General features: G+C 65.8%; 10 protein-coding genes and 2 tRNA genes. 8 read left to right on the top strand and 4 right to left on the bottom strand.

Annotation, left to right across the window (positions count from 1 at the left end):
* The 6 genes from rpoB to ON20_RS22740 all read left to right on the top strand — a co-directional run.
* Positions 1-2,646, top strand: a 2,646-nt coding sequence (gene rpoB, locus ON20_RS22775; protein ID WP_040838449.1) for a DNA-directed RNA polymerase subunit beta, incomplete at its 5' end; no start/stop codon positions are given.
* Between the two features lie 108 nt (positions 2,647-2,754).
* Entirely contained in the window at positions 2,755-6,708 is a 3,954-nt protein-coding gene (locus ON20_RS22770; RefSeq protein ID WP_040838447.1) for a DNA-directed RNA polymerase subunit beta', read from the top strand.
* Positions 6,709-7,155: 447 nt separating this feature from the next.
* Positions 7,156-7,231: transfer RNA gene (locus tag ON20_RS22760), tRNA-Glu, on the top strand.
* Between the two features lies 1 nt (position 7,232).
* A tRNA-Glu gene (locus ON20_RS22755) sits at positions 7,233-7,308 on the top strand.
* A gap of 340 nt (positions 7,309-7,648) precedes the next feature.
* Positions 7,649-7,981 carry an ArsR/SmtB family transcription factor gene (locus tag ON20_RS22745; protein WP_040838444.1) on the top strand — a complete coding sequence of 111 codons (333 nt, stop codon included), beginning with the start codon at positions 7,649-7,651 and terminating at the stop codon, positions 7,979-7,981.
* Positions 7,978-8,466 carry an SRPBCC family protein gene (locus tag ON20_RS22740; protein WP_040838443.1) on the top strand — a complete coding sequence of 163 codons (489 nt, stop codon included), beginning with the start codon at positions 7,978-7,980 and terminating at the stop codon, positions 8,464-8,466. The genes ON20_RS22745 and ON20_RS22740 overlap by 4 nt, the downstream gene beginning before the upstream one ends.
* A gap of 130 nt (positions 8,467-8,596) precedes the next feature.
* Here the strand turns inward: ON20_RS22740 and ON20_RS22735 are convergent, their stop codons facing one another.
* From ON20_RS22735 to ON20_RS22725, 3 genes are all read right to left on the bottom strand, one after another.
* Positions 8,597-9,595 carry a pirin family protein gene (locus tag ON20_RS22735; RefSeq protein WP_040838442.1) on the bottom strand — a complete coding sequence of 333 codons (999 nt, stop codon included), beginning with the start codon at positions 9,593-9,595 and terminating at the stop codon, positions 8,597-8,599.
* Positions 9,588-9,902, bottom strand: coding sequence for a GNAT family N-acetyltransferase (locus tag ON20_RS22730; protein ID WP_040838451.1), 315 nt, complete (start codon positions 9,900-9,902; stop codon positions 9,588-9,590). Before ON20_RS22730 ends, ON20_RS22735 begins: the two co-directional genes overlap by 8 nt.
* 404 nt (positions 9,903-10,306) lie before the next feature.
* Positions 10,307-10,855: a MerR family transcriptional regulator gene (locus ON20_RS22725; protein ID WP_245547399.1), complete on the bottom strand. Its 549-nt coding sequence runs from the start codon at positions 10,853-10,855 to the stop codon at positions 10,307-10,309.
* A gap of 215 nt (positions 10,856-11,070) precedes the next feature.
* On the opposite strand from ON20_RS22725, the gene ON20_RS22720 reads away from it, so the two are divergent.
* On the top strand, positions 11,071-11,271 hold the full coding sequence (locus ON20_RS22720; protein WP_040838441.1) for a hypothetical protein: 201 nt from the start codon (positions 11,071-11,073) through the stop codon (positions 11,269-11,271).
* A gap of 56 nt (positions 11,272-11,327) precedes the next feature.
* Here the strand turns inward: ON20_RS22720 and ON20_RS22715 are convergent, their stop codons facing one another.
* On the bottom strand, positions 11,328-11,819 hold the full coding sequence (locus tag ON20_RS22715) for a SixA phosphatase family protein (RefSeq protein ID WP_040838439.1): 492 nt from the start codon (positions 11,817-11,819) through the stop codon (positions 11,328-11,330).
* Positions 11,820-11,993: 174 nt separating this feature from the next.
* Between ON20_RS22715 and ON20_RS22710 the strand changes: the two genes are divergently transcribed.
* Positions 11,994-13,670, top strand: a complete 1,677-nt coding sequence (locus ON20_RS22710; RefSeq protein ID WP_040838438.1) for an FAD-dependent oxidoreductase — start codon at positions 11,994-11,996, stop codon at positions 13,668-13,670.
* Positions 13,671-13,789: the final 119 nt, after the last annotated feature.

Below are 13,789 nucleotides of genomic sequence, written 5' to 3'. Positions count from 1 at the left end.
CTGGAGAACCTGTTCTTCAAGGAGAAGCGCTACGACCTGGCGCGTGTCGGCCGCTACAAGGTCAACAAGAAGCTCGGCCTGCACCCGGGTGAGCCGATCACCGGTTCGGTGCTCACCCGCGAGGACATTGTCGCCACCATCGAGTACCTGGTGCGCCTGCACGCGGGTGACAAGACGATGACCGCCCCGGGTGGTGTCGAGGTGCCGGTCGAGATCGACGATATCGACCACTTCGGCAACCGTCGCCTGCGCACCGTCGGCGAGTTGATCCAGAACCAGATCCGGGTCGGCCTGTCCCGGATGGAGCGTGTGGTTCGTGAGCGGATGACCACCCAGGATGTCGAGGCCATCACCCCGCAGACCCTGATCAACATCCGCCCGGTCGTGGCCGCGATCAAGGAGTTCTTCGGAACTTCGCAGCTGTCGCAGTTCATGGACCAGAACAACCCGCTGTCGGGTCTGACCCACAAGCGCCGCCTCTCGGCGCTGGGTCCGGGCGGTCTGTCCCGTGAGCGCGCCGGCCTCGAGGTGCGCGACGTGCACCCCTCGCACTACGGCCGCATGTGCCCGATCGAGACCCCGGAAGGCCCGAACATCGGCCTGATCGGTTCGCTGTCGGTGTACGCGCGGGTGAACCCGTTCGGGTTCATCGAGACCCCATATCGCAAGGTGGTCAACGGGCGGGTCACCGACGAGGTCGTGTACCTGACCGCCGACGAGGAGGACCGGCACGTCCGGGCCCAGGCCAACTCGCCGGTGAACGCCGACGGCCACTTCGCCGAGGACCGGGTGCTGTGCCGCCGCGGTAACGAGGAGATGGAGTTCGTCGCGGCCACCGAGGTGGATTATATGGATGTGTCGCCGCGGCAGATGGTGTCGGTGGCTACGGCGATGATTCCGTTCCTCGAGCATGATGACGCCAACCGTGCGTTGATGGGTGCGAATATGCAGCGTCAGGCGGTGCCGTTGATCCGGTCGGAGGCGCCGATCGTGGGTACCGGTATGGAGTTGCGGGCGGCGGTGGATGCCGGGGATGTGGTGGTCAATGACAAGCCGGGTGTGGTGGAGGAGGTTTCCGCCGATTATGTGACGGTGATGGCCGATGACGGTAGTCGTAGGTCGTATCGGATGCGGAAGTTCGCTCGGTCGAATCAGGGTACGTGCGCCAATCAGCGGCCGATCGTGGATGAGGGTCAGCGGGTGGCGGCCGGGCAGGTGCTCGCCGATGGGCCGTGTACCGATAACGGTGAGATGGCGTTGGGGAAGAATCTGTTGGTGGCGGTGATGCCGTGGGAGGGGCACAACTACGAGGACGCGATCATCTTGTCGCAGCGGTTGGTGGAAGAGGATGTGTTGACCTCGATTCATATCGAGGAGCACGAGATCGATGCCCGGGATACCAAGTTGGGTGCCGAGGAGATCACTCGGGATATCCCGAATGTTTCCGATGAGGTGTTGGCGGATCTGGATGAGCGGGGCATCGTGCGGATCGGTGCCGAGGTGCGTGATGGGGACATTCTGGTGGGGAAGGTCACTCCGAAGGGTGAGACGGAGTTGACTCCGGAGGAGCGTTTGTTGCGGGCGATTTTCGGGGAGAAGGCGCGGGAGGTGCGTGATACCTCGTTGAAGGTGCCGCACGGGGAGTCCGGGAAGGTGATCGGGATTCGGGTGTTCTCGCGGGAGGACGATGATGATCTGCCGCCGGGTGTCAACGAGTTGGTGCGGGTGTATGTGGCGCAGAAGCGCAAGATTCAGGATGGGGACAAGCTGGCGGGTCGGCATGGGAACAAGGGTGTGATCGGTAAGATCCTGCCGACCGAGGATATGCCGTTTCTGCCGGACGGGACTCCGGTCGACATCATCTTGAACACCCATGGTGTGCCGCGGCGGATGAATATCGGTCAGATCCTGGAGACGCATCTGGGTTGGATCGGCAAGGCCGGCTGGGAGGTCGAGGGTACTCCCGAGTGGGCCCAGAACCTGCCCGAGCATATGCGCCAGGCGCCGTCCGGCTCCAATATCGCCACCCCGGTGTTCGACGGTGCCCGCGAGGAGGAGTTGGCCGGTCTGCTGGGTTCGACGCTGCCCAACCGCGACGGTGAGCGCATGGTCAACGCCGACGGCAAGGCGACACTGTTCGACGGGCGTTCCGGCGAGCCGTTCCCGTACCCGGTGGCGGTCGGCTACATGTACATCCTGAAGCTGCACCACCTGGTCGACGACAAGATCCACGCCCGTTCGACCGGTCCGTACTCGATGATCACCCAGCAGCCGCTCGGTGGTAAGGCCCAGTTCGGTGGCCAGCGTTTCGGTGAGATGGAATGTTGGGCCATGCAGGCCTACGGGGCCGCCTACACCCTGCAGGAGTTGCTCACCATCAAATCCGACGACGTGGTCGGCCGGGTCAAGGTCTACGAGGCCATCGTCAAGGGTGAGAACATTCCCGAACCCGGCATCCCGGAGTCGTTCAAGGTGCTGCTCAAGGAACTGCAGTCACTGTGCCTCAACGTGGAGGTGCTGTCCTCCGACGGTGCCGCCATCGAGATGCGCGACGGGGACGACGAGGATCTGGAGCGCGCGGCGGCCAACCTGGGCATCAACCTGTCCCGGAACGAAGCGGCCACCGTCGACGATCTGGCGAACTGAGGCGAGGGCCGGATGCCGTGACCGCAAGGACCCGGTATCCGGCCATCGTGTTCGAACAACTAGAGAACTTTTGCTCGTATTCGACCCGCACAGGGGAAAGGAAGTTACGTGCTAGACGTCAACTTCTTCGATGAACTCCGGATCGGTCTGGCCACCGCCGACGACATCCGCCAGTGGTCCTACGGCGAGGTGAAGAAACCGGAGACCATCAACTACCGCACGCTCAAGCCGGAGAAGGACGGCCTGTTCTGCGAGAAGATCTTCGGTCCCACCCGGGACTGGGAGTGCTACTGCGGTAAGTACAAGCGTGTCCGCTTCAAGGGCATCATCTGTGAGCGGTGTGGTGTCGAGGTGACCCGCGCCAAGGTGCGCCGTGAGCGGATGGGGCATATCGAGCTGGCCGCCCCGGTCACCCACATCTGGTACTTCAAGGGTGTGCCGAGCCGGCTCGGCTACCTGCTCGACCTGGCGCCGAAGGATCTGGAGAAGATCATCTACTTCGCCGCCTACGTCATCACCGGCGTCGACGAGGAACTGCGGCACAACGAGCTGTCCACCCTCGAGGCGGAGATGGAGGTCGAGAAGAAGGCCGTCGCCGACCAGCGCGACGCCGACCTCGAGGCCCGGGCCCAGAAGCTGGAGGCCGATCTGGCCGAGCTGGAGGCCGAGGGCGCGAAGTCCGATGTGCGCCGCAAGGTCAAAGACGGTGGCGAGCGCGAGATGAAGCAGCTCCGCGACCGCGCCCAGCGTGAGCTGGACCGGCTCGAGGAGATCTGGAACACCTTCACCAAGCTCGCGCCCAAGCAGCTGATCGTGGACGAGGTGCTCTACCGCGAGCTCACCGACCGCTACGGCGAGTACTTCACCGGCGCGATGGGCGCGGAGTCCATCCAGAAGCTGATGGAGAACTTCGATATCGAGGCCGAGGCCGAGTCGCTGCGGGAGACCATCCGCACCGGCAAGGGTCAGAAGAAGCTGCGCGCGCTCAAGCGGCTCAAGGTCGTCGCCGCATTCCAGGCGAACAACAACTCGCCCATGGGCATGGTGCTCGACGCCGTTCCGGTGATCCCGCCGGAACTGCGTCCGATGGTTCAGCTCGATGGTGGCCGCTTTGCCACCTCTGACCTGAACGACCTGTACCGGCGCGTCATCAACCGCAACAACCGCCTCAAGCGACTGATCGACCTCGGCGCCCCCGAGATCATCGTCAACAACGAGAAGCGGATGCTGCAGGAGTCCGTGGACGCCCTGTTCGACAACGGTCGCCGCGGCCGTCCGGTCACCGGGCCGGGCAACCGCCCGCTGAAGTCGCTGTCCGACCTGCTCAAGGGCAAGCAGGGCCGTTTCCGGCAGAACCTGCTCGGTAAGCGCGTCGACTATTCCGGCCGTTCGGTCATCGTCGTCGGTCCGCAGCTGAAACTGCACCAGTGCGGTCTGCCCAAGCTGATGGCGCTGGAGCTGTTCAAGCCGTTCGTGATGAAGCGTCTGGTCGATCTGAACCACGCGCAGAACATCAAGTCCGCCAAACGGATGGTGGAACGGCAGCGGCCGCAGGTGTGGGACGTCCTCGAAGAGGTCATCGCCGAACACCCGGTGCTGCTCAACCGCGCGCCCACCCTGCACCGCCTGGGTATCCAGGCATTCGAGCCGCAGCTGGTGGAGGGCAAGGCGATCCAGCTGCACCCGCTGGTGTGTGAGGCGTTCAACGCCGACTTCGACGGTGACCAGATGGCCGTGCACCTGCCGCTGTCGGCGGAGGCGCAGGCCGAGGCGCGCATCCTGATGCTGTCGTCGAACAACATCCTCTCGCCCGCCTCGGGCCGACCGTTGGCCATGCCCCGTCTGGACATGGTGACGGGTCTGTACTACCTGACCCGATATGAGGAAGGCGCCAAGGGCGAGTACCGTGCCGCCGACGAGAACGGTCCCGAGCAGGGCGTGTACTCCTCGCCCGCCGAGGCCCAGATGGCGGTCGACCGCGGCGAGCTGACCGTGCGCTCGCTGATCAAGGTGCGGCTGAAGGATCAGCGTCCGCCGAAGGACGTCGAGGCGGAGTTGTTCCCGAACGGCTGGCGGCCCGGCGATGCCTGGACCACCATGACCACGCTGGGGCGGGTGCTGTTCAACGAGCTGCTGCCCGGGGACTACCCGTTCATCAACGAGCAGATGCCGAAGAAGCGGCAGGCGACGATCATCAACGACCTCGCCGAGCGTTACCCGATGATCGTGGTCGCGCAGACCGTGGACAAGCTCAAGGACGCGGGCTTCTACTGGGCCACCCGCTCCGGTGTGACCGTCTCCATGTCGGACGTTCTCGTTCCGCCGGAGAAGGCCGAGATCATGGAGCGCTACGAGACGCAGTCCGACCAGATCGAGAAGAAGTACCAGCGTGGTGCGCTCGACCACACCGAGCGCAACAACGCCCTGGTCAAGATCTGGCAGGAGGCCACCGAAGAAGTCGGTAAGGCGCTGCGCGCGCACTACCCGGCCGACAACCCGATCATCACGATCGTCGACTCGGGCGCCACCGGTAACTTCACCCAGACCCGGACCCTGGCCGGTATGAAGGGCCTGGTGACCAACCCGAAGGGTGAGTTCATCCCGCGGCCGATCAAGTCCTCCTTCCGCGAGGGCCTGACGGTGCTGGAGTACTTCATCAACACCCACGGTGCTCGTAAGGGTCTGGCCGACACCGCGCTGCGCACCGCCGACTCGGGTTACCTGACCCGTCGTCTGGTGGACGTCTCGCAGGACGTCATCGTGCGCGAGCACGACTGCGGTACCGAGCGTGGCATCATCGTGCACATCGCGGAGAAGATGCCCGACGGCACGCTCATCCGCGATCCGCACGTGGAGACCTCCGCCTACGCCCGCACGCTGGCCGCCGACGCGGTCGACGAGAGCGGCAACGTCATCGTCACCAAGGGCGCCGACCTGGGCGACCCGGCCATCGAAGCGCTGCTGGAGGCCGGTATCACCGAGGTGAAGGTCCGCTCCGTGCTGACCTGCGGGACCGGTACCGGTGTCTGCGCCACCTGCTACGGCCGTTCCATGGCGACCGGCAAATTGGTGGATATCGGCGAGGCCGTCGGTATCGTCGCCGCCCAGTCCATCGGTGAGCCCGGTACCCAGCTGACCATGCGCACCTTCCACCAGGGTGGTGTCGCCGGTGACGACATCACCGGTGGTCTGCCGCGTGTGCAGGAGCTCTTCGAGGCCCGCGTGCCCAAGGGCAAGGCGCCGATCGCCGAGGTCTCCGGCCGGGTGCGGCTGGAGGACGACGACCGCTTCTACAAGATCACCATCGTCCCGGACGACGGTGGCGAGGAAGTGGTCTACGACAAGCTGTCCAAGCGTCAGCGGCTGCGCGTGTTCAAGCACGACGACGGCACCGAGCGTCTGCTGTCCGACGGCGACCATGTCGAGGTCGGCCAGCAGCTGCTGGAGGGCGCGGCGGATCCGCACGAGGTGCTGCGCGTGATGGGTCCCCGGCAGGTGCAGATCCACCTGGTCCACGAGGTCCAGGAGGTGTACCGGAGCCAGGGTGTGTCCATCCACGACAAGCACATCGAGGTCATCGTCCGGCAGATGCTGCGTCGGGTGACGATCATCGACTCCGGCTCCACCGAGTTCCTGCCCGGTTCGCTCACCGAGCGGGCAGAATTCGAGGCGGCCAACCGTCGGGTCGTCGCCGAGGGCGGTGAGCCCGCCGCGGGTCGTCCGGTGCTGATGGGTATCACCAAGGCGTCGCTGGCCACCGATTCGTGGCTGTCGGCGGCGTCCTTCCAGGAGACCACCCGAGTCCTGACGGACGCGGCCATCAACTGCCGTTCCGACAAGCTCATCGGTCTCAAGGAGAACGTGATCATCGGCAAGCTGATCCCGGCGGGTACCGGTATCAACCGGTACCGCAATATCCAGGTTCAGCCGACCGAAGAGGCCCGTGCCGCGGCGTACGCGGTGCCGTCCTACGACGACACCTACTACAGCCCGGAGGGCTTCGGTCAGACCACCGGTGCCGCGGTTCCGCTCGACGACTACGGATTCAGCGACTACCGCTGACGTATCGATCGCAGAACGCCCCGCTTCCGCCAAGGGAGCGGGGCGTTCGGTCTTTCCGGGGTTATATCGGCCCCGGCCTGCTCCGCCGATCGGTGTGCGGGCGGGACAGGACCACGCCGATATGTCGGTAGTTCTCGTGGGCAGTGGCCGTCGAAACCGGGCCATTCGCGATATCGGAGATATGGTCGGGCGCCGGAAAATCGGTTCCGTCCGCCGGTGTGGCGGTGCTACCGTACGGCCATCGAGAACGATGGAAGGCGATGACCATGACGCACAGGGCCTCCGCGCGGAAAGCGTGTGTGTTCAGTGCGGTCGCCGATTGTTCCGTCCCGGAGTCGGTGGTTTCCGCTTTCGGTAACGGTCCGCATCGAGAACCGAACGCGTCCTGACGCGTACTGCCTTCGTCCGTTACGACCGGCATACCGCGGGACGCGGTTTCGCACACACGGCGCAGTTGCTCTGCTGGTATGGGCGCCCTGACCTTCACTCAGGAGTTTCGTCGGTTCGATTCCGATCTGCGTCATGGCCTCGTGCTCTGTTGGTCGGGCACTTCGACTCTCACTCGGAACTACGCGGGTTCGATTCCCGTCGAGGTCACCAGGACAGGCGGACCGGATGACATCCGGGAGTGCTTGTCGGATCGGTTGACCGCCGGCGAAGTGCGGACCAGGAGACGTGCGGGCCCCGATCTCGACAATATGTCCGGCGTCTTCACTTCGCCGCCGGGCACCCTGACCGCCTCGGCGCTACCGACGATGGAACGCCACGGGCTGTCTCCCCGGATGATCACCGCGCGTGAGTCCGGCACGGGCGGTGATACCGCCTACAGCTGGCGACCCGCCGCACGTCTTCCGCCGCCCTCCCGGTATGGCGGGACCGATCCCCGACTTTCGACCGTGTCCTCTTGACACCGTCGCTGCGAAGGCAAATACTGAACTAGATGGTTCAGTATGAGTTCTTGGACGCCTCCTTCGGGGCGCTCGCGGACCCCACCAGACGGGGCATTCTCGAGCGGCTCGGCCGTGGTCCCGCCACCGTCAGCGAGCTGGCGGAAAACTTCTCGATGACCCTCACCGGCATCAAGAAGCACATTCGGCTGCTCGAAGACGCGGGAATGGTGATCACGGAGAAACGGGGCCGGGTTCGGTACTGCCGGATCGGCTCCGATGTATTCGAACGGGAGGTGGCCTGGATGCAGAGCTATCGGCGCATGCTGGAAGCTCGAATGGACCGTCTCGGTGAATTCCTCGAACGAACGGAGCAGGATCAATGACCGCAGCCATCAACACCGCCGCTGTTGCCGCCGAAGGAGACCGGGAGATCCGGGTCGAACGGGTTTTCAACGCCTCGCGCGAGCGGGTGTGGAATGCCTACGGCAGGGTCGAACAGCTGGCCCAGTGGTGGGGTCGGGGCAATCGACTCGATATCGAGCGGTGGGAGTTCCGCAAGGGCGGACACTGGCGTTTCGTCGAGCACTCCGATGGCGAAACCCACGGATTCGAAGGGCGTTTCCGGGAGATCGTGCCGCAGGAACGGATCGTGCAGTCCTTCGAATGGGACGGTATGCCCGCACATGTCGCGATCGACGCCACCACTTTCCTCGATCTCGGCGACGGGCGGACCAAAGTGGTCACGGTCAGCCAGTTCCACACCCCGGCCGAGCGCGACGGCATGCTCCAGTCGGGTATGGCCGAGGGGCTCGGGCAGAGCTATCGGGCTCTGGACGAGTTGCTCGCGCAAAGCGGCGCTCACCAGTAGCGGCTGCCGGGGGCGAATGCTCGGCCATCGCGGTCTCTGGTCTTCACCCGGTACGCCTTCGACGCCGGTCGACCACCGGTCCGACGCCCCCCGGCATGGGCCGAGCCCTACGGCGGTATGGGAGCGCTGTTCAGCGGGCCGAGTTATCGAGCCGGAACGCTCGTATGCGTGGTTTGAGGTGGAGAGGGGGCATGGGCGGCGCGGGAATCCGTTCCCAGGGAGAGTGTCCGGCGATATCCGGGAACCGTGCGGTGTCGTGGTCCGTCCAGTCCCGCCGGGCGGTGGCGACCTCCTCGTGACTGTGACCCACGAAGTTCCACCACATCACCAGCTCCTCGCCGAACGGGATGCCGCCGATCAGCGCGAACCGAGCACCCTCGGAAGTGTTCAGGGTCAGTTCGCTCCGGTCGGTGCCCAGGTACAGCAGCGGCCCGGGACGCAGTTCGGTTTCGGCCGCGGTCAGTTCGCCCCGAATCGTGAGCAGGGCGTGTTCGAACTCGGGGTTCAGCGGGATCGTCGCGGTGGTGTGCGGGGCGATTCGGATATCGGCGCCGACCAGTGGGGTATAGGTGGTCGCCGGCGAGGCGACCCCGGCCAGGTTGCCGAGCAGCACGGTGGCCGTCAGCCCCGGCACCTCGTAGGTGGGAAGCTCGCGGTGCTGTTCGAAGTGCGGATCGATATCGCGCAGGTCACCGGGCAGGGCGACCCAGAACTGCAGTCCGCGCCCGGCCGGGGCATGGGGAACCGTGTATTCGGAGTGGGCGATACCGCGGCCGGATGTCATCAGATTGAGCTGTCCGGGTTCGATCCGCACATCCGAACCCACCGAATCGCGATGTCGGATCATGCCCTCGAACGGCCAGGTGACGGTTTGCAGCCCGATATGCGGATGTGGGTCGATATCGGGCGGGGCGCCGGAGGAGGAGGTGACCGACGGCGCGCCGAAATAGTCGAGGAAACACCACGCCCCAACGGTCGGCAGATCGCGTTGCGGCAGCGTTCGCTCGACGTACACGCCGCGCACCCCGCCCAACGGCACCTCACGCGCCGGGTACAGCACCGCGACCGGTCCGGGGCCGGTCGCCGGTTCGCACAGCGTCTCTTCCGGATGGGGCTCCAGGTTACTCACTGCCGGCGTCCTCGCCGACCACATGGGCGCCGTACTCGGGGTGCTTGTCGAGGTATGCCTTGATGAACTGGCACCGCGGCACAATCGTCCGACCGCGGTCGATCGTGTCGCGCACGGCGTGTTCGGCGAGCTTACCGCCCAGGCCCTTGCCGCCGAATGCCGCATCGACCTCGGTGTGGGTGAAGACGGTCTGGTCGGCGCGTTCGAAGTATTCGGCGAATCCGGCCAGGTCGTCGCCGTAGAAGATCTCGTAGCGCTGCCGGTCGTCGTTGCGCGCCACCCTGCTCTGCGCGGTCGATTCGGTCATGGGTCCGATCTCCTTCCACGTCCGGGTTCGGTAGGCGTCGACCGACGCCGTGTCCGGGTGAACATCACCGTCCACGCAAGCGTACCCAGCGAGGTGGCCGGGCCACGCTACCCGCGTCCCGCCGAGTGAGCGACATATCCGCATAGCGCGGATATCCCGTCGTTCACGGTATGGAGGGAGCGCGTCGGGTGCGCGCTGACGCAACCACGTCACAACCTCGCCTCTATTCATTTCTCACATTCCAACGTGCTACCGCGCGCAATATTCTGGCCGCCGGGCCGGCGGTGTCGGTCTGTGGAGGCGGTGTAAGACGTCAACGGAGTATTCCGGGCGGGCGGTCGTTGGTGAAGCAGAAACCCCTAACCGCGAAGCCGGGAATCCCCGTCCTCCAGGACGGGAGGACGTCAAGCCGGTGTATCCCTTCGCTGTACTGCGTGATCGGTCGAACCGGGCGGGGCGGTGTGCCTCTCGTAGATCGAGATCTTGTGATCCAGAACCGCCACGGTTTGTTGCAGTTCGGCGATACGGGCGAGCGTGTCGGCGCGGGTTTTGCGGAACATGGCGAGCCGCTCGGGGAAGGTGCTCTCCCCGGCCCGCACCAGTTCCGCGTAGCGGACCATATCCGCCACCGACATACCGGTCGTGCGCAAGCGGGTGATGAGGGTGAGCCACTCCAGGTCGTGCTCGCTGAACCGGCGTTTACCGGTATGGTCTCGGCCGATATGGGCCAGGAGGCCGATCCGCTCGTACCAGCGCAGCGTGTCCCGGCTCAACCCGCAGTGCTGGGCCGCTTCACCGATCGAATAACGCGGTTGCTTCCGGCTCGGGTCGTCGCCCCGGACCGGTACGGATATACCCACCTTGATCGCCTTCCCGTCGAATTCCGGCACTCCGAACCGTGCTTGCCCGGTCGCGCCCGGCCCGCTTCGTCGAACGTCGACAACGCTAGCCACCTGGGGTGCACTCCAAGCAAGCTCGATTATCGGACGGACCGCGAGGAAACGCCGTGGTTCCGACATCGGGCGCCGCAACCGCTTGCCGGTTGGCCGTTTCCGTGTCGACCACCATCCGCATTCCTTCGCCGCTGCCCGGTGCGGCCTCGGCGACACCCCTGCCGATATCGCGCCGACCGCCGACACCCTCGGTGAACTCGGCCTACCCTGATCTCATGGGTAAAGAGATAGACCGTGTCCGAGGCCGCGCGGCCTGGGCCACGGTCAAGGAGAACCCGGTGATCACCGCCATCGCGGTCGCGCCGTTCGCGGTGGCGCTCGGCGTGGTCTGGTGGGTGTTCGGGGGTTTCGCGGCCTTCGTGCTGCTGGTCCTGCTCGGTGGGGTCGCGGTGTTCGGCGGCAAACTGCTGCGCTGACATACCACCGCGCCGGTATGTCTTCTTTGCGCCGACCACCGAGAGTATCGCGCGCGTCAGCGCGGGATATGGAAGCTCACCAGGTCCGCGGTGCCGGAGTCGACCCGATCCCACGGGCGGTCGAACCGTAGCACCGCCAGTGCTGAGGTGGAGAACTTGCGGGCGAGCCGGACCGCGTCGTCGGTGCCGTGATCGCTCGCCAGCTCCCATGCGGTTCGGGGCATGCCCGGCGCGTGGCCGATCACGAGCAGGGTCGCCACCTCCGGATCGCACAGACGGACCAGCTCGATCAGCGTCTCCTCGGATGCCTCGTAGATATCCCGGTCGAAGACGGCCGGGGCCGCGACCCCGGTAGCGGCGAAGGTTTCCCGGGTGCGGACCGCCGTGGAGCAGCGCACCGCGTCGATCGGCGGCTGGGTATCACGCAACCACCGTCCCGCCAGCCCCGCCTCCCGCCGGCCGCGCGGCGTCAGCGGGCGATCGTGGTCGTCGACACCGGGCGGATACGCCGATTTACCGTGCCGCATCAGGATCAGGGTGCGCGTCATGGCGTTACCGTAGGCCCTCCCGGGCAGAGACACCCACCACACTCGAGGCACACTGAATGCTGCGTCACAGTAATGGTGTCTCGGTGACCCCGAGCGCGTCCCCGCCGGACGCAACTGCCCGTCGAAACCCGGCGCGGCCACAACCCGCACATAAGTCTTCAAGGATCTGCACAAATGGCCTACGTAATCACACAGCGTTGTTGCAACGACGCGAGCTGCGTTTCCGAGTGCCCGGTCGACTGCATCCGCCCGACTCCGGACCAGCCGGAATTCGCCACGACCGAGATGCTCTACATCGACCCCGACACCTGCATCGACTGCGGCGCCTGTGTGGACGCGTGCCCGGTGGAAGCCATCTTCTCCGAAGACGATCTGAGCGCGTCGCTGGCCCGGTTCCGCGATATCAACGCCGACTGGTTCAAGCGGCACCCGCTGGAATCGAACCTGGACCCGCTGTCCAGTCCGGTGCGTCCGCCGAAAGACCTGGGCACGCTACGCGTCGCGATCGTCGGTGCCGGCCCGGCCGCCTGCTACGCGGCCGACGAACTGCTGCGCCGCGCCGATGTGCAGGTCGAACTATTCGACCGACTACCGACCCCGTGGGGTCTGGTCCGTGCGGGTGTCGCCCCCGACCACCCGGGCACCAAGACGGTGGCGAATATGTTCGAGTCGGCGTTCCGCCGCGACACCCTGCAGTACTACCTGAACGTCGAAGTCGGTACGCATATCACGCACGAGGAACTGCTCGCGCACCACCACGCCGTCATCTACGCGGTCGGTGCCGCCTCCGACCGGCGAATGGGCGTACCAGGGGAAGACCTGCCCGGCAGCCACTCCGCCACCGAATTCGTCGCCTGGTACAACGGACACCCCGACTTCGCCGACCGAACCTTCGACCTGTCCGGTGAGCGGGCCGTGATCGTCGGCAACGGCAACGTCGCCCTCGACGTCGCGCGGGTACTCACCGTCGACCCGGACGAACTGGCCGAAACCGACATCGCCGACCATGCCCTGGAAGCCCTGCGCAACAGCAAGATCCGCGAGGTGGTCGTCCTCGGTCGGCGGGGACCGCTGCAGGCCGCCTACACCTCGCCGGAATTCCTGGCACTGGCCCACCTGCGGGGCGTCGACGTGGTGATCGACCCGGCCGAACTGGAACTCGATCCGACCGGCCGAGCGCTGCTCGACAGCCCGGACGTCGAACCGTCGCTGCACCTGAAGTACACGCTGGCCCAGGAATTCGCCGCGGCCCTCCGTGCCGACGCCAACAAGCGCATCGTATTCCGCTACCTGGTCTCGCCCACCGCGGTCACCGGAACCGATCGGGTCGAGGGACTGGAATACGTGCACAACGAACTGCTCGAAGAGGGCGGGCAACCGGTCGCCCGGGCGACCGAACGCACCGGCAGCCTGTCCACCTCGCTGGTACTGCGCTCGATCGGCTATCGGGGCGAACCGGTACCGGACCTGCCCTTCGACGAACGCCGCGCGGTGGTGCCCAACGAGCACGGGCGGGTCACCGGCGCGGACGGCAGTCCGATGACCGGGGTGTATGTGAGCGGCTGGATAAAACGCGGACCGCGGGGGGTGATCGGCTCCAACCGGGTCGACGCCGAGCAGACCGTAGAGGTGTTGATCGCCGATTTCATCGCGGGCAAACTGGTCGCTCCGAGTGGGGACCGCGCGGCATTGCGCGCCTTGGTCGAGCAGCGGCAGCCGGATCTGGTCGACCGGGTCGGCTGGAGGGTCATCGACCAGGCCGAACGTGATGCCGGCAAGCCCGCGGGACGGCCACGGGTCAAGTTCACCACCCGAGTCGACCTCCTACAAGCATCCAAGGGTGGTGTTTGATGGCCCGCGCGTTCGCGCGGGCGGGTTGCTGTGTTCGATTGCGCCGCCTTCGGCGGCGCGGGGTTGCGGCCCTGGCGGGTCTCGCGTTTCAGCGCCCGAGACTCGTGCCTTCGGCACAT

Origin of the sequence: Nocardia brevicatena NBRC 12119 (assembly GCF_000308495.1) — a bacterium.
GTDB classification, from domain to species: domain Bacteria; phylum Actinomycetota; class Actinomycetes; order Mycobacteriales; family Mycobacteriaceae; genus Nocardia; species Nocardia brevicatena.
This window is presented reverse-complemented; position numbering and strand designations above follow the sequence as displayed.

Coding starts and splice junctions, on each gene's coding strand:
- ON20_RS22745 (WP_040838444.1), top strand. CDS start 7,649: ATGGTTCAGTATGAGTTCTTGGACGCCTCCTTCGGGGCGCTCGCGGAC.
- ON20_RS22710 (WP_040838438.1), top strand. CDS start 11,994: ATGGCCTACGTAATCACACAGCGTTGTTGCAACGACGCGAGCTGCGTT.
- ON20_RS22730 (WP_040838451.1), bottom strand. CDS start 9,902: ATGACCGAATCGACCGCGCAGAGCAGGGTGGCGCGCAACGACGACCGG.
- ON20_RS22715 (WP_040838439.1), bottom strand. CDS start 11,819: ATGACGCGCACCCTGATCCTGATGCGGCACGGTAAATCGGCGTATCCG.
- ON20_RS22740 (WP_040838443.1), top strand. CDS start 7,978: ATGACCGCAGCCATCAACACCGCCGCTGTTGCCGCCGAAGGAGACCGG.
- ON20_RS22720 (WP_040838441.1), top strand. CDS start 11,071: ATGGGTAAAGAGATAGACCGTGTCCGAGGCCGCGCGGCCTGGGCCACG.